The following is a 23,071-nucleotide window of genomic DNA, read 5'->3' as shown; positions in this document are numbered from 1 at the left end:
GGTCGCGGCGGGGTCGATATCATATAGCCGCAGCGTATCAATACCCAGCATAGCCTTGAACGCCATGGCCTGAAATTCAGACTGCGCCCCATTGCCGATCAGCGCCATGGCGTGTGCGTTTTTCGGTGCCAGATGTTTCGCCGCCACGGCGGAGGTGGCGGCGGTGCGCAGTGCCGTCAGCAGTGTCATTTCAGACAGCAAAATCGGATAGCCCGTGGCCACATCCGCGAGCAGTCCAAATGCGGTCACGGTCTGCCTCCCACTGCGCGTGTTCTTGGGGTGGCCGTTCACATATTTGAAGGCGTAGAGTACATTGTCGCTGGCAGGCATCAGCTCGATCACGCCATCCACCGAATGCGCTGCCACCCGCGCGGTTTTATCGAAGCTTTCCCAGCGGCGGAAATCCTCCTCCACATAAGCGGCTAGTTCGGTCAGGCAGGTTTCAATGCCGATTTGTAGAATTAGCTTCATCATATGATCGACGCTGACAAACGGCACGACATTCAGATTGGCGGGTTGAGACATCAGAAGCTCCAGGTTGGGCGGTCCAGCACGCGGCGCCCCAACAGGCTTGCCACGAGATCGACCAGCAATGTCGCGGTACGGCCGCGTTCGTCGAGAAACGGGTTCAGTTCCACAATATCGAGGCTCGACACCAGTGCGCTGTCATGCAGCATTTCCATCACCAGATGCGCCTCGCGGAAATTCACCCCGCCAGGTACGGTTGTGCCCACAGCGGGCGCGATGGCGGGGTCGAGAAAATCTACATCGAAACTGACATGCAGCAGCCCATGGTCCGCCTGCACGCGGTCCAGAAACCGCTGCAACGGCAAAGCGATGCCGAATTCATCAATGGCGCGCATGTCGAATACAGTGATCCCGCTGGCGGGCAGTTTCTCGCGCTCGGCGTCATCCACGCTGCGTATGCCCAGCATGACGACATTGCTGGGGTCCACCAGCACCGGCGGCGGCGCAAACGCCCCCTCAAACCCCGCCTGCCCGGTGAAATAGGCCACTGGCGTGCCATGAATATTGCCGCTGACGGTGGAGTGCAGGCTATGAAAATCCGTATGCGCGTCCAGCCATAAAACATAAAAAGGCCGGCCCGCTTGTTGCGCGCGCCGTGCCAGGCCGCTGACCGTCCCCGCTGAAAGGCTGTGGTCTCCACCCATGAAAATGGGCATGGCATCCGCGCTTTCCTCATACGCCACATGCGTTAGCAGTTGCACCCAGGCGGCGACATCAGGCAGGTTCTTCAAGGCATGGTTGGGGAAGGCCGCCGCAATGGGGGCGGGTTTGGGCAGCGTACCAAGGTCCGTCACGCGGTGGCCCAGCCGGGCAATCGCCGTTGCCAGTCCCGCCGTGCGCAGCGCACTCGGGCCCATCTCACAACCTAGCCTTTTGGCACCGTCTTGGATCGGCGCGCCGATCAATTTGCAATGTTTTGGAATCATCCGCTTCCCGTATCGGGCTTTCCATCCCGTTGCCTTAGGATAGACAGCTCAGCACGGCGAAGTGAACAATGAGAATTGGCATATTTTTATAATTAATTTATCAATTCGGCGGAGTTAATTTATCAAAATGATAAAGAGTGGATGGAATAGACAACAAGCCCACAAGTCTGTTGCGTCGTAACGGGTGCTACAGCATTGTGGAGCTCTGCAGCAGAGGTGGGGCGTTTCCGAGTTACCGTGTGGTGTCGGATGGCGCAGTTCGAAGAATCAGGAACCATTCTTGATTATACGGTCATCCAAAAGTCGGATTGAGGTGCAATGTCCTTTCAATAGCTCTAGGCAGTGGACTTGCTTGTGAAAAAGTGGAGAACTTGTTTGATTACGACACCCGCCTCTCGTAAGCGGGCTGATGAAGTTCAGAGATAAGTGTCTACGAATGGTGAACCGGCTGGCTCTTCGGAAAATCTCATCACGTAGGCGTCCCTTTCAAAACCTCTTGTCCGGCTCGGATAGGGTGATTCATGGGGAAGGTGGCCTTACCTTTACTCCCTTGACGCACCGTGGCTGATTGTTGAATCGTTGTTGCCGCCTGAGCCTTTGAAGCCCAGGGGCGGCAACTCTTCGAGTGTCATCACGGGCAGCGCTGACGAACATCTTGTTTGTGCTGCGGTCAGACCTTCCGTGGGAGATGCTGCCGCTTGAGAGGGGGCGTCTCCGGCATTACCTGCTGGCGGCGGTTGCGCGACGCCGACCGCATCGACATCCATAAGGTACTCACCACAATCGGGGGCTTATTCATATAAATGCGTGCCCTGCTCGAGGCGTTGAAGAGGACTCTAAGATAGATAACTGACATGGAAGAGCTTGTGGCTTTTTAGGTGTTTGGTCAGACCAATTTGGTCTGCCTTTCCTTAGAAGGTGGCGGAACAAGCTGGTCAAGTTTTCTTACAAGGGGGAGAAGAAAGCTTTGCTTGGAAGATGAAATACGCTATTGTTCAATTAAATTTTGTTTATCAAATGGTTGCTGGTTTTTTTTGGCCGAATTCTTAAAGAAAAGTGGAGGATGCTCTGTATGATTAAGGCTCTCAAAAAGGCGTGGCTTGCAAGTGTAATGACCGCTGGGCTGGTGTTGCCAGGTGCCGCAATGGCGGATACCGCAACAGCGCCGTCGGTTATCAAAATTGGTACACTCTATGCTTCCACGGGTAATTTTGCTATTGCCTCCAAAGGCCAGTATGAGGGGCTTGAATATTGGGCCAAGGAAGTGAATGCTGATGGCGGCGTTTTTGTCAAAGCATTTAACAAAAAAATTCCCGTGAAGATTGTCGCTTACGACGATCAAAGCTCCACCTCTACGGCGACGACACTTTACAACCAGCTTATCACACAAGACCATGTGGACCTGCTGGTAGCTGACTTTGGCTCTGTTCTGACCTCCGTGGCGGTTCCGTTGGCCGCGGAGCATAAGATGCTGCTTATCGATCCGACGGGGTCGGGGGCGAACTTCTTTACGCAGAAAACCAATTATCTCGCCGATGTGAGCATTCCCTCATCCACGGTTTGGCCGTTGCCGCTAGCGCATTTCCTGCTGGATCAGCATATCAAACGCGTGGCCGTGATTTATGACTCCAACGATTTTGACGCCTCTCAGGCTGAAACGCTGAAAGAGACGCTGGTTAAGGGCGGTGTAACTCCGGTTTACTATCATGGAGTGCCGACTGGTGAGACCAACTATAATGTGCTGTTGCACACTATTGCTGCGCGCCGCCCGGAGGCGCTGATCGAATTCGGCTATCCGCCGAATGACATTGCGTTTCTGCGCACGCTTTCTAGCAGTGGCCTGCATTTCAACATGACGTTCACCATCTTCCCCGGCCAGCTGATGAAGATGATGGAAAAGACTGTGGGTGCCAAGGCGATGGCCTATACCTACACCTATCCCACCCCGCCATTGGTGGCGACGACAGATACCACATATGGTCCGGATACCGCGACGTTCGTGAAGGATTATACGGCGGCCAAGAACGAAGCACCTAACTTTTTGAATGTGGCAGGCTTTAATACCGGCCTCATTATGCAGGACATGCTCGGCCAAGCGCCGCAATTTACCCAACTTTCCTTCCATCAGGCGCTGATGGATATGTCTGGCAAGACCAAGACACTTGAAGGCGAATTCAAGATCAATGAAAACGGCGCGCAACTTGGCGAGCTGTTCTCTGTCGCGCAGTTGATTCCTTCTGGTGATACAAACAAGATTGTTGTTGTTTATCCTGAGGACAAAGCAACCGGTAAGCCGGTTTATCCTGCGCCGAAGCAATAATCGGGTCTCCTGAGTTGGCAAACCCCTGCGTGTTGGTCGGGGGTTCCGCCAGCTTTTTTGGTTCTGACGATATTGGATGAAAGAGCAGGCCGGTGGCACTTCTTGAATATGCCATAATTGGTGGCATTCTCTACGGGATCTTCTTTAGCCTCGTCGCAATTGGGCTGAACCTGATCTTTGGCGTTATGCGGATTATCAACCTCGCGCACGGGCAGTTTGTTATGCTGGGTGGCTTTGGGGCCTATCTGGTTACGAGCAGTCTCGGCCTGAACCCGATCTTTGGTGTTCCGCTTGCCGTTTTGGGAGGAATCGCCATTGGCTATCCGCTCTATTACGGCGTAGTGCCACGCCTGCAACGCAGCCGGGACCCGGAAATGCTTTCCTTCATTCTGTTTTTTGGCGTTGCCCAGATGATTGAAGCGGTGATGACCTTGTTGTTTGGTGTAGACGAGCGCTCGCTTCCCGGAGAGGCGCTTGGCAGTGGGAATTTTGGCGTGCTGGGGCAACAATTTCCCGATAGCTGGTGGGTGGCCGTTGCGGTGAGCCTCTTATGCATCGGCGGGCTGTGGCTTTATTTTTCGCGCACACGCCTGGGCTATGCGACACGCGCGATTATCGCCAATCGTGAGGAAGCGCTGGCAACGGGAATCAATGTCAACCGTGTTTCAGCAATTGCCTTTATTATCGGTTTGTCCTTGGCAGGCATTGCCGGAGTATTCGTGCCTTATCTGGTGGGATCAATTTCTCCGTCTGACGGTAGCGACCTGACCACCACGTCATTTGCCATTATTATCATTGGCTCGCTCGGTAATCCGTTGGGGACGGTTGTTGGCGGCCTGGTCTTTGGTGTTGGAACCATGTTGATGCAAACCTTCTACCCATCCTGGTCGAATCTTGTTCCTTATGTGTTGCTGGTTTTGATTGTGCTTGTCCGTCCTTCTGGCCTGCTTGGAAAGGCGGTGCGCAATGCGTAAGTCGATACCCTCTTTGCGGGGGCCGGCTATTGTCCTGGCGGTGCTGGCCTTTGTGTTTTTGATGGCACCGGAATTTTATACCAACCATTCGGTGTTGCTCACGATGATGACGTTCATGGGCCTCGCTCAGGGACTGAATCTTCTTTATGGATTCACCGGCTATTTGCCATTTGGTTATGTTGGGTTTTTCGGCACTGGGGCTTATGCAACCTCGTTGCTGGTGACCTTCACAGGCTTGCCTATTCTGGTTTGTGTATTGGGTGGCGGTTTAGCGGCGGCTCTTATTGCCCTTATTCTTGGCCCGCTACTGCGTCTTTCGGGGGCCTATTTCTCGATCGCCAACCTGGCAGCCTCACAGATTATCTATTTCATCGTCGCGAATGAGGATCTGAAATCCATTACAGGTGGCCCATACGGTATAAAGATTGAACAGGTTTACGCTCCACATGCAAGCTACCTGACGATGTTGGCATTGCTTCTGGTTGTCACAGCGCTGGCTGCTTATTTCCGTTTGTCGCGCTTTGGCCTGGGGCTGAAAGCGATGAACCAGGATCCTGTGAGTGCCGCTTTCGCAGGCGTGAATGTAGTGCGTGAGCGCTTAATTGTCTGGCTTGTTTCGGCTGCTATGGCAGGGATGATCGGCGGAACTTACGCCTGGGATCTTTCGGTATTCTATCCGAGTGCAGTGTTTACCTTGCAGATCTCGGTTTTTGCCATTGTCTTTGCGCTGTTCGGCGGCGTTGGAACGGTGATTGGGCCTCTGCTCGGGGCGGCTGTGCTTTACATGCTCTATGATGGAATTGGCGTGTCCGCGCCGCAATATTTCGAGTTAATCTATGGGGCGCTCATTGTCGGGCTGGTATTGTTTTTACCCAATGGACTCATGTCCTTATTAACCCGGAGGCGCATCAATGTCCTCTGAACCTTTGCTCCGTTTGGAAAATGTCGGCAAGCGCTTCGGCGGGCTTACGGTGCTCGACCAGTTGAGTTTCTCGGTTCATGGTGGGGAGATCGTTGGGCTTGTTGGGCCAAATGGCTCCGGCAAAACCACGACGATTAACGTGATTTCAGGCGTTCATCAGGCCGATGTTGGGCGTGTAATTTTCGAGGGACATGAGATCCAGCGTTTACCGTCTTTTCGCATCGCTCATCGTGGTATTAATCGCAGCTTTCAAGTTCCTAAATGTTTCCGCGAGATGAGTGTTCGGGAAAACGTTGAAGTTGCAGCAACCTTTGCGAATCGGGGTGAGGTTGAGATCGACGGCATTCTCGAGCAAGTCGGGCTAACGTCCCAGGCTGATATACAAGCCGGTTCGCTGACCGTGAATCAGCAAAAGATGCTTGATCTTGGGCGTGCGCTTGCGACCAACCCACGCATTCTTCTGGTTGATGAGATTGGTGCGGGGTTGAATCCCGCGGAGTTGGGAGGGATTGCATCCCTGTTGACCTCGTTAGCTGCGCGAGGCATTGCGCTTATCGTCGTCGAACATCTGCTCGACTTCCTCAACAGAATTACCAACCGCGTGATCGTGCTTGGTGCCGGGCGGCTACTGTTTGAAGGCCCTCTTAAAGAGGCTTCGCAGGACCCAGAGGTGGTCGCGGCGTTCATCGGAGGATGAAATTATGAGTCGTCTCATACTTAAGGATGTTGAGTCCGGCTACGGCCCGATGCAGATTCTTTGGGGCATTGACCTCACAGTGAATGAATCTGAAACTGTAATTTTGCTTGGTGCAAATAGCGCCGGCAAAACCACGCTGTTGCGTACAATTATCGGTCTGCTGCCTTGCACGGGTGGATCGATTTTGTTTGAGGGTGAGCCCATCCATAATTTGCCGCCGGACCAGCGTATTCGCCGGGGCATTGCGTATATGTCGGAGCTGGGTGTTTTTCCTGGACTGACGATTGAAGAAAATATTCGTTTAGGAGGCTACTTTCTTTCTGGTGCTGAAGTGCGGAGGCGCAGCACACGGCTTTATGAATTGTTTCCAGCCTTAGCTAATAAGAGGCGCGAGCAAGCTGCCAGCCTTTCAGGCGGGCAACGGAAGATGCTGGGTATTGCCAAGGTTCTTGTTTCTGAACCGAAGCTGCTGTTAATGGACGAGCCTTCATCTGGTTTAGCACCGGTTTTTGTCAAACAGGTGGTGGATGTGCTTAAATACGCTATTACCGGTGGCATGACGCTGCTGATTGCCGAGCAGAATATTGCTTTCCTCTCGCTGGCAGACCGTGGCTATTTGCTGGAGGGCGGACAGGTAAAGCACTCGGGTACGCGTGCTGAGCTGGAATCTAGCGATGTGGTGCGTGAAGCGTATTTCGGTCTATAGGGAGTGTATTTAAGGAAACGCAAAGCTGCTGGTCTTGCGTTTCCTTTTCTTCTTGCAAGATTTTGAATTTGTGAGGCCAGTGTTTCCTAGGTTTTCTGCATCTTAATGAAGTGTATGTTTACTGTGTGATTTGGCCTCTGCCCAAAAAGCGTTGCATGAAAATGCAAAAGCAGAAGGAGAGCCAGACATGCTGAAGTTTTTGGTCCATGCTTTGCCCTTCACAATGGTGTATGGCGTTGTATGGGGAGTGGCAGGTATGGCGCTGCCGCTATTGGCTGGCTCAACCAACCGTGCGGGGCTGGTATTCGCAATGCTTAATTTGGGCGTTGCTATTGGTGCCCCTGTCTGGGGTCATTTGTCACGCAAGCAGCCGGTAGCGGGCCTCATTTTTCTGAGTACGCTATTAGCCGGGGGAGGCTGGATTGTGCTCTCCTTTCTAGGGAATGACTTTCTGCCCTTGACTGCCTTTGCTTTTGGCCTGTTTTCAGCAGGAGCGTTCGCGCTAGCTACGGTGCAGGTCACGAGAATTTTCCCGCGTGAAAAGTGGGATTCTTATATCGCCGATATGCAGAGCATGATGGTTGTCGGGCAGGTTATTGGGTTACTTGCTACCTCGCTTTATACTGGCCCAGCACTCGGTATACCGTTTTTGTTGGTTGGTTTGGTTTCAGCGGCTTGGATGGCCCGCGGGCTGATCCAGCAAGAAAAGTTGAACTTTACGCATCGTCACTGGCGCTTACACCAATCACAGTCTTTGTTGCCCGGTGTGCTACATGGTCATCATCTACGCCAAATTCGTTTTCAGGCATTTCTCACATTGCGGTCTGCCTATCTGGCGATGATTCTAACCCGCTGGACGTTGCTAATCCTGGCTTGGGCGCCAATCTTCGCACTCTATCCATTATTGATGCGCCATGCATTCGGCTTTGGTGAAGCACCATCTTCTTTGATATATTCAGGAAGCACGGCTCTTAGTGTCCCGCTATTTTTAATGGCTGGTTGGATAGCGAGACGTATTTCATCAGTTGTTTCAGTGACGCTTGGTGCATTGGTCAGCGCTGTATCCTTTGTGCTGATGTATGGTGCTGTGGTTCAGAGCAACGGGGCATTAGGCGCTGCTGGATTTGTAGTCATGAGTTGTGCCTATGCGTTTGTGGCTGTTGGTATGAATGATGGTGTTGTTGACGCGGTTAGTTCTGAAAAAGAAGGAGACGCACTCGGCGTGGCAAATGCGCTTATGAGCCTTGATAATGTGCTTGGGGGCATTGCAGGGGGGGCATTGGTGGCGCTCTTTAGTTATAATGTGTTGTTTTGGATTGGGTTTGGACTGTCGGTTATGGCATTAGTTTTAGGATTAATCAGTGCAACGTTGAGGCGTGCCGCCCTAGTGCAAGAAACGTCTGCCTAACTTAAGCGAAACTAGAGCGGCTTTGTTAAATGACTAAGCGGCTGCCTGACATGCTTCATGGCGCGGAAGGATTGTTCCGTCTGATGCACGGCGAACTGATATGATACCGATTGGTGAAGTGGGCCGGATGAAAGAGAACATACAGTGTCCGCGCCCTAATCCAGCTTGCGTGAGATCAACCCGGTGGTGGCATGCAAGTGCGTTGCCTAGTTTTTCATCGTCTGCCCAGATTTCCATGAGTACGGGCACATCCGGGTTTCCTGCATCCCAGGCCCAGCCTATAATCTCTTCAGGCCCGATTTGTTCTACATAACCCCAAAGAGGGCCGGGTGTAATATTAAGGTGAGCTATAATGGGCAGAATTGCTTCTTCTAATTCCACGCCAGATTCAGGACGAATAGCACAAAGCTTAACTGCATCTGGCTCTATATAATCAGGGAAGCGGTCAAGAAACGTAGCGCGATTATGAAATTGGTTGCGCAATCCAGGTCCGTCTGCGAAACTTTCAGCCCAAATACCGTTGGCGCAGACACAATCATGTTCATCTAGTTCAAGAGCATAATATTCTATAGTTTTTGTTGCCTCAGGCTGAATAACATTTACTCCATTGATGAGGTTCTTGGCTAGGATCAGTTTTTCCCCAAGTAGAATGGAGTGACCTGGGGAGACGCTTAACGCCTCGGTTGGCATGTTCGGCCCAAAGGTACCCGCGGCAATTTGAACGGGCAGTTTGTCTTGCGAAAGGAAGCTTGGATCATAACTCTGGCGGCCAATCCATTTGATCGGCTGAAAACCTTTCAGGCGACTGACTACTATGTCACCGGACCGCAAATCCTCCACGGACTTTTCGCCGGTTGGTGTAAGTATGCGGGTGCCGGGCGTATAGCAAATGGGATTGCCCGTGTTTTGGCCTGATTCAAGGTTGAACACCGTAGCGCTGATTGTACCGTCAACGCCAGGAGGTGTATTGCCTGCGACGATGATATGAATGCCATTGCTCAAACCTGTTAGAGTATAAGACCAGCCGCCGGTGGAGTTTGCTGTTGTCGTTGTTAAGAGTACGTCGTTTTCACTCAGATAAATAGTCGATCCGGCTGTTGCCTGACCGGTAACAGTCGCAACGGAAACGGTCGGGTAATTGCCGCTATATTTGTCAAGGACAGCCATTTGAGGCGCATTAACCCCATTTTGAGGTTCCACGGACATAGGGTAGTTGCCCCACCAAGCTCCGGCGGCCCAATAAGTCGTTGCCAAGTTGTTGGCTTGCGCATAGTTTAACGTATTGTCCAGGGCAGTCAGCCAGTCAGAATTATCGTTGCCGACACCGACTTCTCCGACCATGCCTTTCAGGTGATTGGTCTGTAACCACGTCACAAAGTCTTGCAAGCGTTGCACGCCGGTATCTGTCGTGACGCCAAGGCTTGCTTGTTGCGACCAATCGTAATTCGTACCGCTGTCATTACTATCCAGATAGACATGCGCTTCAAAAATTAGATTGTTCGCGGGATCGTTCAGCGTTGTAAAGCCCGGATTGACCGTACTCCAGTCATAAGAATTTGCCCAATGATTACCTTCAACGTAAATTGGCGTTGACATATCAACGGTTCGGATCGCTGTTATTGCGGCTTGCGCGGCGTCAGTCCAAGCCGTTGCACTTGGCATGTTATTGGGTTCATTCATTAAGTCATAGCCACCAAGCCCCGGCTTGCCAGCCAATGCCGTTGATAGCTGTTTCCATAAATTGGCAAAATCTGCGTCGGTAACTGCGGACGTTCCGATGTCGTTGCCGTTATAGGCGCCGTAATCATGTATATCCACGATTACCTTCATGCCGAGCGAGGCGGCGTTACTTAGTACATTTTCAATGTTTGAGAGATATGTGGAATCCAAAGGGCCGTTCAGACTGGGTTGCAGGGTTGTCCAAGAAATTGGAAGACGTATAAGGTCCTGCCCCTGCGCGTGATAATATTGGAGTTCATTCAGCGTGGGGACAACATAATTATAGTTAGCGACCGCGCCGGCACCGCCATACTCCATGCCGCTGACATTTAAGCCAATAGAAAAGCTGCCCGGCGTAGTCGTCTCCGGATGGCTGTTAAGCGTTCCTCCTACAACATCGATGGTTAGAGACAAGGTCCAGGTTCTCCCGTTTAATGCACGTGCATTAGATTACGGTGACCAAGCGAACGGGAATAGTTAAATTCAGATATTAAACCGTTACCTCTTAGTAAGACATATCGCGCTTTTGTTTGCCCACCGGTTGGAGCAGATCAACTCTAAATGGTAATTTTGGAAGAGGTATTATTAGCTGTGCTTGGCGTACACCAATCCCAGAAAGGCGGTTAAAGTCCCGACGCTAGCAATATTAAGCGAACGTATCGCTGCATTTTGTGCATTAGTGAATGAAAGCAAGGGGCCGCCTATTCCACCGCCATGATTCTGCCATAGATAGAACGCAAAGGGCAGTGCCAGAACAGCCCATGCGATACGTCTTTCATTAACAGTGAAAGAAAGTGCCGCGAGGCTAATGCAGGGAAGCAGAAATAGCTCAACGCCAGAAGCTATGCCCAGCAGCTTGGTGCACCAGATCGTATTTACGGTTCCCACAAGTGGCAAAGCTACTCGTCCAGCTAGGCTGTTGCGCCGCGACAACGCAGGCAGCAACATAAAGAGTGGGCTTGCCAGCATGGTCAACCCTGTTGGCCATGCAGCCCAGCCGATCAGTAGATAGATATAGAGCGGATAGAATGGGCCGTTACTGGCGATGACGAATGCGATCAGGCTAGACTTCGCGGTTAAGGGGTCAGGATGCGCGATATAAGCGGTGATCCAGCGCATAATCTGCATTCTCCTTCGCTCATTTCTTGGGCGGGAAACGGGCGGGATATTCGAGCGGTCCGTGATAACCGAGAGCCCGAGCGCGGGACGTGAGCATATTTATCGTGGCTTGAGGCGGATTTGGCTCGCGGGTGAGCATAGAAACGAGCGTCATCTGCGGATTGGCGACGATGAACCAATTATAATTTTGCCCGTGATCCAGTACCCAATAGGTGTAGGGAACCGTGAAAAAATGCCAAACCTTGTAACGCACCAAAATCTTATTGTTTTCGCCGGGATTTAGTATTGCGACTGTTCCTTGATAAGCTTTTTCCTTACCCTCGGGCGTGTTTTTCCGGCAGGCATCACGCTCCATCAACTGCCCCTTTTTGTTGGCGAAATATGCGGTTGTGCCAGCCACGCAGCCATTTGTTAAATTCATCGGGGCGCGGCCGACCTCGTACCACGTTCCCGTGTAGAGCCGCGACATATCGACACTTTTCACGGGGGGCGGAGCTGAAATTGTGGGTTGCTCTGCGGCGCAGCCCATGAGTGGCAGTAATATAATCCAGCAAAGCCAAGTGCGCATGATTTTTCCTCTTTCCCAGCTTTGTAATACGTTAGGATGTGAAGAGTAGATCATTGGTGGCTTGCCCTGGCTAAGGAGGAATAATCAGGCTAGGCCCGGGAGCAGGACTTTAAGGCCATCAACAACCATGCCAACGGCGATCGCTGCGAGGATCATTCCCATCAGGCGTGTAATGATGACACGCATCCGCGCGGAGAGCAGCTTGCCAATGGACGCAGCAAAATAGAACACCACCAGAAGAGTGATGATCAGTGCCGCAACCACCACCCCAAAGGCGGTATAGGTCGCGGCGCTGTTGGCCTGAGATATATAGATAATTAGCGTCGCGATTGTGCCGGGGCCAACGATGAGGGGGAAGGTCATCGGATAGAAGGCAATGCTGTCATCCTCTGCGCTCTGGCCGGAATCATCGCTTTTTTCGTGGTCTCCGCGTTCGTGTGAGGTGATCGGGTGACCATTCAGCATTGAAAGAGCGATCAGCAGTAGAACAAGCCCGCCAGCGACCCGAAAAGCATTCACCGAGATCCCGAAAAAGCTGAGAATCAGGCTGCCCGCTAGAGAAATGACTGTGCACATCACCGCCGTGTAAGTCGCGATCTGCAGCGCCAAATGGCGTTGGTCCGCCACTGTACGGCCGCTTGTCATGGCAAGAAAGAAGGGCAAGTTGATAAAGGGATTCATGATGGCGAACAACGCGCCCAGAAATTTGGCAGCAAATGCTATGTCCACGGCCCAGTCTCCAAAAAGTCAGGGTTTTAATAAAAAGAATGGTTTTGATCGCTAAGTGATTGCAAAACAAGCTTCACCCCGTTGATTGACCTGCGTCAACAGCAGAGCCCGATGGGCATGTTAGACGTTTGTTCTGATCTCTCTTTGGGTGGAGAAGGCATGAACGGATGAGCGGTTAAATGCAGGGCAAGAAGCTGTGGCGCTATTCAGGCATGACAGCCTTATTGCTAATTGCTTTTGGTGCGATGCTCTGGTGGCATGCCAATCGGCAACCCGGCCTGCGCTATCAAACGGAAACAGTTTCACGCGGCGCTGTCACCCGTACGGTCACGGCCACCGGTACGGTGAACCCCAAACTCACGATTATCGTTGGCGCGGCTGTGTCTGGCATTATTCAAGCGCTTTATTGCGACTATAATACCGTTGTGAAGGTGGGGCAGATTTGCGCCAAAATCGATCCTCGCGCTTATCAGGCTATTGTTGATCAGGATACAGCGAAGCTGGCTGTGGACCATGCCAGTCTTGCCAAAGATGAGGCCAAACTTCGCTATTCAGCGATCACAAATCAACGTGATCAGATGCTGCTGAAGCAATCCTCAATCTCAGCGGAGGCGGCGGACGCCGCGCAGGCGGCATTTGAGGTGGATAAGGCTCAGGTTCTGCTCGATAAAGCGCAAATTCAGGCCGATCAAGCTGCACTTGCCGCCGCGCAGGTGGATCTCGATTATACAAACATCGTCTCGCCTGTGAATGGTGTTGTGGTGTCGCGCAATGTCACTGTGGGACAGACGGTTGCATCCTCATTTCAGACGCCGACCTTGTTTCTGATCGCTACTGACCTCACCAAAATGCAGGTGGATACCAATGTCGCGGAAGGGGATATAGGTGCTATTAGAGACGGGCAGAGGGTGAGTTTCACTGTGCTGGCTTTTCCCGAGCGTGTGTTTCATGGCGTCGTTGCGCAAGTGCGCCAGTCACCGCAAACGGTTCAGAATGTTGTTACCTATGATGTTATAGTCGATGTGGACAATCAGGATCTGGCCCTGAAGCCAGGCATGACAGCGTCCGTGCAGATTATCACTTCCGAACGGCAGGATGTGATCCGTGTTCCAGACCAAGCTCTACAATACGCGCCGACTGGAGCCCCCGGTCGTTCAGGAGCGCGGCTTTGGGTGCTGCGCGCGGGCAAGCCGGAGCCGGAGCCGGTGACAACCGGGCTTGATGACGATGTGTATACCGAAATTCTCAGTGGCGCCGTGAAACCAGGTGATGAGGTTATTATCGGCGACCAGAAAGGAGCTATTCAGCCTTGACCCGGGCCAGTGAACCTCTGCTCAGGCTGCAGGATATATCCCGGATCTACCATACCGGAGATGTGGAGGTTCAGGCGCTTAGCCGCGTCAGTCTGACCATTGAAAAAGGTGAGTTCGTGGCCATTATGGGCGCGTCAGGTTCCGGGAAATCCACTCTGATGGCTATTCTCGGGTGCCTCGACCAGCCAAGCAGTGGTCAATATTGGTTTGAGGGCGTTGATGTGGCGGTATTGCCGGAACCGGCACTTGCCAGCATCCGCAGCCAGCGGTTGGGCTTTGTGTTTCAGAGCTTTAACCTCCTGGCGCGCACCAGTGCAGCTGAGAATGTGGCTTTGCCGCTCTATTACACCTCAGAAGGACCGGTGAGTGGCCCGGCCCGGCGCCAACGTGCCCTCGAGGCATTGGCTAATCTCGGGCTGACGGGGCGTGAAAATAATACACCTGGGCAGCTCTCCGGCGGGCAGCAGCAGCGGGTGGCCATTGCGCGCGCCTTGATCAACGCGCCCGACCTGTTGTTAGCGGACGAACCCACCGGCAATCTCGATACCCGTACTTCCCATGAGATCATGGATACGCTTATGGCCCTAAACCGGAAACAGGGCGTGACCATTCTGGTAATCACCCATGAGGCGGACATTGCAGACTATGCCGACCGGGTGCTGACCATGCGGGATGGCGAGATTGTTTCTGACAAGTGCAAGGGCCCGCTGCCACAATCACGTGTCCTGCCGAAGCGGCCGGCACATGAACCAGCACGGCGCTTTCCCGCAACTTCAATTTTGGCTTTTGGGCGGATGATCTCAGGTGCCGCGATCCAGGCTTTGGCGCGCAACCGGATGCGGTCGGCCTTGACCATTCTTGGAGTGTTCATTGGTGTGGCCGCGCTGGTTGCCATGGTTGCGGTGGGGCAGGGGGCGAACCGAGCGGTGCGTAAGCAAATTGAAAGTTTAGGGACGAATTTGCTTGTGGTTTTGCCTGGTGCCGCCACCAGCAGCGGCGCGCATGGTGGCTTTGGCAGCGCGTCTACTCTTACCGTGGCGGATGCGGAGGCGATTAAACGCCAGAATCCGGCTGTTGGCAGCGTCAGCTACGTTATCCGCTCGCTCGCGCAAATCCGCTATGGAAACCGTAACTGGGCCACAAGCGTCATGGGCGTAAGCCTGCACTACACGACCATGACCAACTGGTCCGTCACTTCCGGGCATTTGTTCACGCCAGCGGATGAGGAACACGGCGCTCTCGTCGCGCTGATCGGCAGAACGGTTTACCGGGAGCTTTTTCCGGCGGGCGAAAGCCCCATTGGCGCGACGATATTGGTGAGAAGCACGCCGCTCCGGGTGATCGGGCTGCTAAGCAGCAAAGGTCAGACTGCCTTTGGTCAGGACCAGGATGACGTCGTGATGATCCCTTTTACCACTGCCGAGCAGCGCGTGCTTGGTGCGGCGGCGCCGACGCAGCAACAGACGCAACTCAACTGGCCTTACCCGCCATGGCCAAACCCTTATGACCTTCAGCCACGGCTCACCGGTTATGTTAACCAACTTTATATCCAGGCCAACTCACCGCTGAATGTTGGCGTGGCTATGCGGGAGGTAACGCAGACGTTGATGGCCAGGCATCAGATCAAGCCCGGGGCTATACAGGATTTTTCAGTTCATAATCTCAGTCAGATCGCGGAGGCTGCGCAAAGCGTTGGCCGCGTCATGGCGCTGCTGCTGGCCGCAGTTGCGTCCATTGCCCTGTTGGTTGGCGGCATTGGTATCATGAATATCCTTCTGGTCTCGGTAACTGAGCGTACGCGGGAGATTGGCCTGCGCATGGCTATTGGCGCGCGACGGCTGCATGTGCTCCTGCAATTCCTCGCCGAGGCAGTGTTTCTCAGCGTTACGGGTGGTCTGGCCGGGATTTTGCTGGGCATTGCGGTTTCCGCCACCATCACCCTTGTTGCGGGATGGCCAGCACCGGTTTCGTTTTTGGCGATTTTCGGCGGTTTTCTGTTTTCCGTCGCGGTGGGGGTGTTTTTTGGCTTGTATCCGGCGCGCAAGGCGGCTCGGCTGAACCCCATAGAAGCCCTTCGTTATGAATGAGGTGCTCTGCTTGACCGGAATCAATGCCTGCGCCCGAAAGGGTCGGTAGGGTTCCCTCCAGCTGCCCGGAGTTTCAGACATGTGTCCGCAAAGCGATGCGATATTCCCGCAATTTAAGACCTATGACCGTGCCTTACGGGCGGCGGGGGCACGCATTACGCGGGGTGTCTCTTACCGGGTCATGCTGGAAGCCTGGGCGGAATGGGCCGAGCAGCTTGCCATCTCGCCGGGTAAGCAGGCCGAACTCGTGATGCGAGCCTGGATTGAATCCGGACGCTTTGCCCTGGATTTGCCACGCGCCATGGCGAATGAAGCCGACAAACGGGCCGTGAAACCAACTGAGGACCGCCGCTTTAGCTCTCCCGAATGGACGAAGTGGCCGTTTAATACCTTTGCCAAGCTGCACATGATGTCTGAGGATTGGTGGTTGGAGGCCACGCGGCATGTCCCGGGCGTGGCGCAGAGGACGCAAGGGGAGATGGAGTTCTTGATGCGCCAAGCGGCGGATATGTGGTCGCCCGCTAATATTCCCTGGCTAAACCCGACCATCCTGAGCAAAACCGCGCAATCAGGCGGCGTTTCACTGCTGCGGGGTATGCAGAACTGGTGGGAGGATTTGGGCCGGGAATTGTCCGGTGAACCACCGGCGGGGGCGGAAGCCTTCGTCATTGGTGAAAATATCGTCACCGCACCGGGCAAGGTCGTGATGCGAAACGATCTGATGGAGTTGATCCAATACGCGCCGGATACGGAGACGGTCTTTGCCGAGCCGGTTTTGATTGTTCCCGCGTGGATCATGAAATATTATATATTTGATCTCTCGCCCGAAGCTTCCCTGGTACGCTGGCTCGTCGCGCGCGGCCATACGGTTTTTATCATCTCCTGGAAAAACCCCAGCCATAGAGACCGTGACGTGAGCCTGGATGATTACCGCCTCGGCGGTGTGATGGCGGCACTGGATGCTGTTGAGCTCATTCTGCCAGAGCGGAAAATCCATGCATGTGGCTATTGCCTTGGCGGTACAATCCTAGCGATTGCAGCGGCGACAATGGCACGAGAGCATGATGAGCGTCTGGCAAGTGTTACGTTGCTCGCCGCCCAGACTGACTTTGCCGACGCTGGGGATTTGCTGTTGTTTCTGGATGAACGGCAGGTAGCACTGCTTGAAGACTTGATGTGGGACCAAGGCTATCTCGACACACAGCAAATGTCAGCGGCCTTTAACGCGTTACGGTCGAATGAGCTGATTTGGTCAAAGATGCTGAAGACCTACATTCTGGGCGAGCGTGAGCCCATGACCGCTCTCGGTGCGTGGAATTCTGACCAAACGCGTATGCCCGCGCGTATGCATAGCGAATACCTGCGAGGGCTGTTCCTTGAAAACCGCCTCTCCGCGGGGCGTTTCGCGGTCGAGGGACGGGTAATTGCGTTGCATGATATCCGCGTGCCGATTTTTCTTCTGGCTACGGCCCGCGACCATATCGCCCCGTGGCGATCGGTTTATAAACTGTCTTTATTCACCGACACGGAGCTGACCTTTGTGTTGACGTCAGGCGGGCACAATGTCGGAATTATCAACCCGCCTGATGCTGGGATTGGCTCATATCAGATCGAAACACGCCAGCCCGGGCAGCGTTATACAGACCCCGAAAGCTGGGCCGCCGCCGCAATGCCGCGCGACGGGTCGTGGTGGCACGCCTGGCAAAGATGGTTGGCCTCACACAGCAAGCCCGCGCGGGTACCGCCGCCTTCGATGGGAGCGGTTGGCAAAGGGCTCGTGCCGCTGGCTGACGCCCCGGGTACTTATGTACTCACGTCATGATGGCGCGGGTGGATTGTCGGACACCAACCTGCCAGAATGTGGCATGGACCTCGCCCTTGATCCTGAATTTTACCTCCTTCTAGCCTCCAGCTACGCTCGTCTGGTTGGCGCGCCGCTCATTGCTGACGCAACGCAAAACCATGATGATGCCGTACCTCAGGCGCAATGGCTGTATCAGGACGCTCCTTTTTGCGTACTAGCCCATAATACAGCCGCCGATCCGGTTTTTATCTACGCCAACCGGTCTGCCCAGCGCTGTTTTGAATATGATTGGGATGAGATCACTCTCCTGCCATCCCGCCTGTCTGCGCAGGCGCCGGAGCGTTCAGAGCGGCAGCGTTTGCTTGATGCCGTTACGTGCACCGGCTTTATCGACAATTATCGGGGGTTACGCATTGCAAAATCTGGCCGGCGCTTTTGGATCGAAAAAGCGGTCGTCTGGCAACTGATCGACGAGATGGGCGCGATTCACGGTCAAGCCGCGCTGTTTCATCAATGGCAGGATGAGGTCGCCCAAGCGTAGCTGGCTACCCCTCTTGAGCGTGATGAGGAACTTGCACAGCGCCTATATGCTCGTCCTCCCGCAGAGCGGCGAGGTTTTGCTGGCGGTGGCGTTCACTATAGCGGGCGCGTTGTTCGTCCGTGCGTTCTCCGTGGCAGGCGGGGCAACTGACGCCTTCTTCGTATAGTGGGGATTCACGGTCAGCGTTATTTACCGGGCGGCGGCAGGCATAGCACAGTCCATGTGTCCCGATGGCCAGCCCGTGGCCAACGGTGACGCGTTGATCAAAAACAAAACACTCACCTTTCCAAAGGCTTTGATCGGGTGGGATGGTCTCCAGATATTTCAGAATGCCACCTTGCAGGTGGTAAACCTCTTCAAGCCCTTCTTCTTTCAGGAATGCGGTGGATTTCTCGCAACGTATGCCGCCGGTGCAGAACATGGCTACCTTTGGCGGCGTGCCATTGCCCAATAATCGGGCACGCTGCGCTCGAAACCATGCCGGAAAGTCACGGAATTTACGGATATGCGGGTCGATCGCACCGGAGAAACTACCCGCAGCGACTTCGTAGTCGTTACGCGTATCAATCAGGATCGTCCCCGGTTCGGAAATGAGCGCATTCCACTCCTCAGGCGACACATATTGGCCGACACTTGCGAGCGGGTTGATATCCGGCTCGCCCATGGTGACAATCTCCCGCTTAAGCCGCACCTTCATGCGGTGAAAGGGCAGCGATGCCGCACGCGAGAACTTGACCTCAAGTTCTGCACAACCAGGCAATTGCCGGATATGAGCCAGGACGCGCTCGATTGCCTCCTCTGACCCGGCGATTGTGCCGTTAATGCCTTCACGGGCCAGAAGCAGTGTGCCTTTTACGCCCAGCTCGCAACATAATTTTACCAGCGGTTCCCTTATGCTCACGCAATCATCAAAGGGCGTGAACTTATAAAGCGCTGCGACGCAGATTGGCAGGCCGCCGCCTTCAGAGGTCTCTAACGCGGTTGTCTTTAACTCGGGCATGAACGGCCCATAGCAGGGAAGCGCGGCTGCGTCATGGGTTAAGCCCGGGGAAGGGGCTGGATTTGACCCGAGTGGTACAGGGCTTTTATGCGGCATCGCACCAAAATCCAGTAGGAAAAGTTGTCCACGCGTTCAAACAGCTTGGGAATCAAGGCGTTTTACTGGGCTGGTGGCGCGTAAAACTCGGCAGTTCTGACTGTAATTAATTGAAAAATATATATATTTTAAAGTCTTTCGGGTGAGCCGGTTAATAGGACGGCATCCGGTCTTAACTTTATTGTCCCTGATCTTGTGAAGCAATCCACACACTTGTCCACAAGGTTATGCAGAGCTCTGTGGATAACATTCATCCGCCTTAGGGAAGCCGCGGATAAATACGCGCCGGAGAGAAGTAGGCCACTTAGCAAGGTATGCCGGTCATTGGGAACTATTAGGTTAACGTAGTAGGCACCAGATTTGGTGCTATTGTCTGACCTGACATCCGGGCCGTGATCGGATTTGTCTCACTGAAGTAGGGGTTAGTCGATCTCGGATCGGCGGTGGAACCCTCCCCACCAAATCGGGTGCTACGCACCCTTCGCTTGCGGAATTGGCGCACCAACTCGGCGAGGATTGACGCCTTCGATTGGAACACGGAACCGATAGACAGCGCACGGCGTTGCCCGATGTTTCGTGCTGCATCCGCCCCATCAAGCCGCTTTCCCGGTCAGGAATGAATATGGGAGCAGCCTGCCTTTGCCGTTGCGGATCATCCGAGCCATCAGGTCGAGACAGGAACCGGCCTTCCGGTTCCAGCGGAATGTCGCCTCTCCGGTATAGCGCCCGAGATGGTTCACTGAAATCAAGTGAAACACACCAGTCACCGCTCGACGTATGAACCCATTGAATGACTCAACCCGGTTGACGTGGACACGATGGCCTGTTGCCTGGTCGGTGCGAGCGTATTCGCGTGCCGAATGGTTTACGGCCAGATGCGACTGCGTCTTGCCGATATCTTTTTAGGCCAGAACGGCATCCGTCATCACCGTGGCGGTATCATCAATGGCACCAACCAAAGCCGTAGCGACGGCCCCTTTGCCGTGCGTGGGGATCACCTTCGCAACCACGTCGCCACTGCGCTTCGCAGCCACCAGAACAAGTGGTCGCAGTGTGCCGCGTCCCTTGCGATTTGCAGGACGCGCATCGTCATCATCCTGATCCCGCGATGATTTCACCCGCTTGCGGGGAGGCGCACTGGCATACATCTCGTCGATTTCAACCGCGCCGGACAGGATCGGGTTTGCCTCCGCCATCATGGCTCGCACGCGATGCTCGAGATGCCATGCCGACGGATACGAAATGCCAAGCATTTCGCACAACTTCACTGCGGAAATGCCCTTCGACGATGATACGATTAGGTAGATGGCATGCGCCCATGTGAGCAGCGGCAAATGCGTCCGATGCATCGGCGTTCCCGCCGTCACCGAAAACTGATGATGACAGGCGATGCAATTCCAGCGACGTGGCGTTTTCAACCAAGACGAATGATCGACCGCGCCGCACTTCGGGCATTCCGGTCCATGCGGCCAGCGCGACTTCTCAAACCAAGCACGTGCAGCGTCTTCGTCTGGAAACATCTCATTGAACGCACGAGGAGTCATTGCTGAACGGCCCATACATCTCTAACTACTTCTATTTATCATCTACATAAACTTTATAGTTTCCGCGTTCATTTGCACCACCTTGCGGGCTGAAAATATAATGAAAGCAAGAGCTTTGCGGCTTGGAACTCTTGGCGCTTTTAAAAAGCTCTTGCTTATTGCCGGGTCGGATTAGCCCAGCAGCCCGGTTGAAAGCCAGGGTATCATCGCAACGAGAATCAGGGCGATGACGAGAACCCCCATATAAGGCCAGATTTTCAACAGCGCCTCGTCGGAACGGGCGCGGGTGATGAGGCAGCTCTGGTAGAAGCCGACACCAAAAGGCGGCGAGAACAGCCCGATGCCCATCGCCAGGATGGCAACAATGGCATATTGCACGACATTGATATCTAGCTGCTGCGCAATGGGAAAGAGCAGTGGGCCAAACAGAACCATTGCGGGCAAGCCTTCCAACACTGATCCCAAAACCAGGAACAGCAGAATGGAGATCGCGAGGAAGCTGAATTTACCGCCAGGCAGGCTAGTCATGAAGTTGGTGAGAGTATCCGCGAAACCCGCCTGGGTAAGGGCCCAGGCCATTGTGGAAGCGGTGCCGATGATCATCAGGATAGAGCCTGATAGGGCGGCGGTTTCCGTGAGAATGGGATAAAGTTGCCGCCAGTTGAACTGCCGATAAATAAAAAGTCCGACGAACACCGTATAGCCGACACCGACTGTGGCAACCTCAGTGGCGGTGGTAATACCTTCCAACACCGCATAGCGTATAATGACAGGAAGTATGAGTGCTGGCAGCGCCACGACGAAGAGGCGGCCGGTTTTGCGCCATCCCACTTTATCGCCGCTACGGACATCCTTGCGGGTTTTGAAAGCCACTAGCAGGATAAGACACACTGCAGCGACGCTGGCGGGGAGTAAACCGCCCGAGAACAAAGCAGCGGTTGACACACCTGTAACCGCGCCGACAATGATCAATACTAAGCTGGGCGGAATGGTTTCTGACATGGCTGCTGAGGCAGCGAGCAGGGCAACAAGATCGCCAGGATGGGCGCCCCGGCGCTTCATCTCAGGCACTAGCACGGGAGCGATGGCGGCTTGATCTGCGGCCTTGGAGCCGGATATGCCAGCGATGAGGTACATCGCTCCAATCAGCGAATAGGACAATCCGCCACGGCGATGGCCGACGAGCGCATTCAGCAGATTAATTAGCGCCCGAGCAAGGCCAGTCATTTCCAGCAGGAGGCCGAGCACGACAAACATCGGTACGGCTAAAAGCTCGATCGCCGACATGCCTTGGTTCATCTGACTGATGATAACATTGAGTGGAATGCTGGACGTATAGAAAATATATGCGGCCGTGGCGAGGCCGAATGAAAAGACGATTGGCACGCCGCAGAAGATGCAAACCGAAACCATGCCAACGAAGAATACCACGAGACTGCCATTATCGATGTTCTGGAACCATGGCTCGAGTTGCCAGAAGCCGCAGCAGAGTAACCCGGCTGCAATAAACACGATGATTAGATCGAGAGGCTCTGCGTCCGAGAAGAATTTGTGTATGGCACTAACGAGCATCAAGGCGAAGGCAAGGAGCTCCCCTGCAATCTGCCAGGAACCTGGAATATGCATGGCAGGCGTGGTAATGGCCTGTTGTTGCTGCATATAAGTGATACCGGGCACAAGGATGATGCCAATGAATATCAGTGCACAAAGTGCCGCGAAGCGTTCTAGGATGTTACGAAAGCGTGGCCTAAGTCGCTCCGTAAGAAAATTCATCGCCATATGCTCTGAGCGGCGCAGCGCGATTACGGCCCCCAGGCTGATAAGCCAAAGGAACAGCATTTCCGCGAGTTCGTCGGTCCAGACAAGTGGGCTGTCCAAGACGTAGCGGTATATCACACCGGTGAGCAGGATAACGACTTCGATGACAACCAGCGCGGCGGCGAACAGCTCGGCAATTAAGCCGGTCGCTTGGTCAAGTATCCGTAACGCCGCCATGGCGCCATCACGCAAGCGGGGTAAGCAGGCTCCAAGAGCCTGCCGATTAGCCGTCGAATTCGTGACCACCATAGT

At 54.0% G+C, this 23,071-nt stretch carries 17 protein-coding genes and 3 pseudogenes; 11 read left to right on the top strand and 9 right to left on the bottom strand.

Translation table 11 applies throughout. The features are described from left to right. Positions 1 to 525: pseudogene (locus BUB54_RS13285) on the bottom strand (ornithine cyclodeaminase); the annotation flags it as partial. Continuing rightward, a complete protein-coding gene (rocF, locus tag BUB54_RS13280; RefSeq protein WP_073211792.1) occupies positions 525 to 1,454 on the bottom strand; it encodes an arginase in 930 nt (309 codons plus the stop codon). The pseudogene BUB54_RS13285 and the gene rocF, both read right to left, overlap by 1 nt. A 530-nt stretch (positions 1,455 to 1,984) precedes the next feature. On the opposite strand from rocF, the pseudogene BUB54_RS21530 reads away from it, so the two are divergent. From BUB54_RS21530 to BUB54_RS13250, 7 genes and pseudogenes are all read left to right on the top strand, one after another. Continuing rightward, positions 1,985 to 2,200, top strand: a pseudogene (locus BUB54_RS21530) (transposase); the annotation flags it as partial. Between the two features lie 260 nt (positions 2,201 to 2,460). Beyond that, entirely contained in the window at positions 2,461 to 3,774 is a 1,314-nt protein-coding gene (locus BUB54_RS13275) for an ABC transporter substrate-binding protein (RefSeq protein ID WP_241869446.1), read from the top strand. Positions 3,775 to 3,866: 92 nt separating this feature from the next. Further along, entirely contained in the window at positions 3,867 to 4,748 is an 882-nt protein-coding gene (locus BUB54_RS13270) for a branched-chain amino acid ABC transporter permease (RefSeq protein ID WP_048879984.1), read from the top strand. Positions 4,749 to 4,788: 40 nt separating this feature from the next. Further along, positions 4,789 to 5,670, top strand: coding sequence for a branched-chain amino acid ABC transporter permease (locus BUB54_RS13265; protein ID WP_241869447.1), 882 nt, complete (start codon positions 4,789 to 4,791; stop codon positions 5,668 to 5,670). Next, positions 5,660 to 6,367 (top strand): ABC transporter ATP-binding protein, encoded by a 708-nt coding sequence (locus BUB54_RS13260; protein WP_048879986.1) that lies wholly within the window; start codon positions 5,660 to 5,662, stop codon positions 6,365 to 6,367. The genes BUB54_RS13265 and BUB54_RS13260 overlap by 11 nt, the downstream gene beginning before the upstream one ends. 4 nt (positions 6,368 to 6,371) lie before the next feature. Continuing rightward, positions 6,372 to 7,073 (top strand): ABC transporter ATP-binding protein, encoded by a 702-nt coding sequence (locus BUB54_RS13255; RefSeq protein WP_048879987.1) that lies wholly within the window; start codon positions 6,372 to 6,374, stop codon positions 7,071 to 7,073. Between the two features lie 187 nt (positions 7,074 to 7,260). Continuing rightward, the gene (locus BUB54_RS13250; protein WP_048879988.1) at positions 7,261 to 8,481 is read left to right on the top strand and encodes an MFS transporter; all 1,221 of its coding nucleotides are present in this window, start codon (positions 7,261 to 7,263) and stop codon (positions 8,479 to 8,481) included. Positions 8,482 to 8,514: 33 nt separating this feature from the next. Here the strand turns inward: BUB54_RS13250 and BUB54_RS13245 are convergent, their stop codons facing one another. From BUB54_RS13245 to BUB54_RS13230, 4 genes are all read right to left on the bottom strand, one after another. Then, the gene (locus tag BUB54_RS13245; protein WP_139284905.1) at positions 8,515 to 10,614 is read right to left on the bottom strand and encodes a cellulase family glycosylhydrolase; all 2,100 of its coding nucleotides are present in this window, start codon (positions 10,612 to 10,614) and stop codon (positions 8,515 to 8,517) included. Positions 10,615 to 10,785: 171 nt separating this feature from the next. Next, positions 10,786 to 11,319: a hypothetical protein gene (locus BUB54_RS13240; RefSeq protein ID WP_139284904.1), complete on the bottom strand. Its 534-nt coding sequence runs from the start codon at positions 11,317 to 11,319 to the stop codon at positions 10,786 to 10,788. 19 nt (positions 11,320 to 11,338) lie between these two features. Then, positions 11,339 to 11,848: a lipocalin family protein gene (locus BUB54_RS13235; protein WP_175556513.1), complete on the bottom strand. Its 510-nt coding sequence runs from the start codon at positions 11,846 to 11,848 to the stop codon at positions 11,339 to 11,341. A gap of 123 nt (positions 11,849 to 11,971) precedes the next feature. Then, the gene (locus BUB54_RS13230; RefSeq protein ID WP_048879992.1) at positions 11,972 to 12,616 is read right to left on the bottom strand and encodes a MarC family protein; all 645 of its coding nucleotides are present in this window, start codon (positions 12,614 to 12,616) and stop codon (positions 11,972 to 11,974) included. 179 nt (positions 12,617 to 12,795) lie between these two features. Here BUB54_RS13230 and BUB54_RS13225 point away from each other — a divergent pair, with 179 nt between their 5' ends. From BUB54_RS13225 to BUB54_RS13210, 4 genes are all read left to right on the top strand, one after another. Continuing rightward, a complete protein-coding gene (locus BUB54_RS13225; protein WP_048879993.1) occupies positions 12,796 to 13,929 on the top strand; it encodes an efflux RND transporter periplasmic adaptor subunit in 1,134 nt (377 codons plus the stop codon). Further along, a complete protein-coding gene (locus tag BUB54_RS13220; RefSeq protein ID WP_048879994.1) occupies positions 13,926 to 16,016 on the top strand; it encodes an ABC transporter permease in 2,091 nt (696 codons plus the stop codon). Before BUB54_RS13225 ends, BUB54_RS13220 begins: the two co-directional genes overlap by 4 nt. A gap of 79 nt (positions 16,017 to 16,095) precedes the next feature. Then, positions 16,096 to 17,838, top strand: coding sequence for a PHA/PHB synthase family protein (locus BUB54_RS13215; RefSeq protein WP_048879995.1), 1,743 nt, complete (start codon positions 16,096 to 16,098; stop codon positions 17,836 to 17,838). Further along, positions 17,822 to 18,361: an MEKHLA domain-containing protein gene (locus tag BUB54_RS13210; protein ID WP_217652504.1), complete on the top strand. Its 540-nt coding sequence runs from the start codon at positions 17,822 to 17,824 to the stop codon at positions 18,359 to 18,361. Before BUB54_RS13215 ends, BUB54_RS13210 begins: the two co-directional genes overlap by 17 nt. 4 nt (positions 18,362 to 18,365) lie before the next feature. Here the strand turns inward: BUB54_RS13210 and trhO are convergent, their stop codons facing one another. The 3 genes and pseudogenes from trhO to BUB54_RS13190 form a co-directional block, all read right to left on the bottom strand. Next, entirely contained in the window at positions 18,366 to 19,361 is a 996-nt protein-coding gene (gene trhO, locus BUB54_RS13205; protein WP_048880012.1) for an oxygen-dependent tRNA uridine(34) hydroxylase TrhO, read from the bottom strand. 689 nt (positions 19,362 to 20,050) lie between these two features. Then, positions 20,051 to 20,977 (bottom strand): annotated as a pseudogene (locus BUB54_RS13195) (IS1595 family transposase). A 195-nt stretch (positions 20,978 to 21,172) separates the two neighbouring features. After that, positions 21,173 to 23,068 carry a TRAP transporter large permease gene (locus BUB54_RS13190; protein WP_048879997.1) on the bottom strand — a complete coding sequence of 632 codons (1,896 nt, stop codon included), beginning with the start codon at positions 23,066 to 23,068 and terminating at the stop codon, positions 21,173 to 21,175. Positions 23,069 to 23,071 lie beyond the last annotated feature (3 nt).

Origin of the sequence: Acidocella aminolytica 101 = DSM 11237 (assembly GCF_900129125.1) — a bacterium.
Classification (GTDB): domain Bacteria; phylum Pseudomonadota; class Alphaproteobacteria; order Acetobacterales; family Acetobacteraceae; genus Acidocella; species Acidocella aminolytica.
The sequence above is the reverse complement of the archived record's forward strand: the minus strand, read 5'-3'. Positions and strand labels throughout refer to the sequence as shown.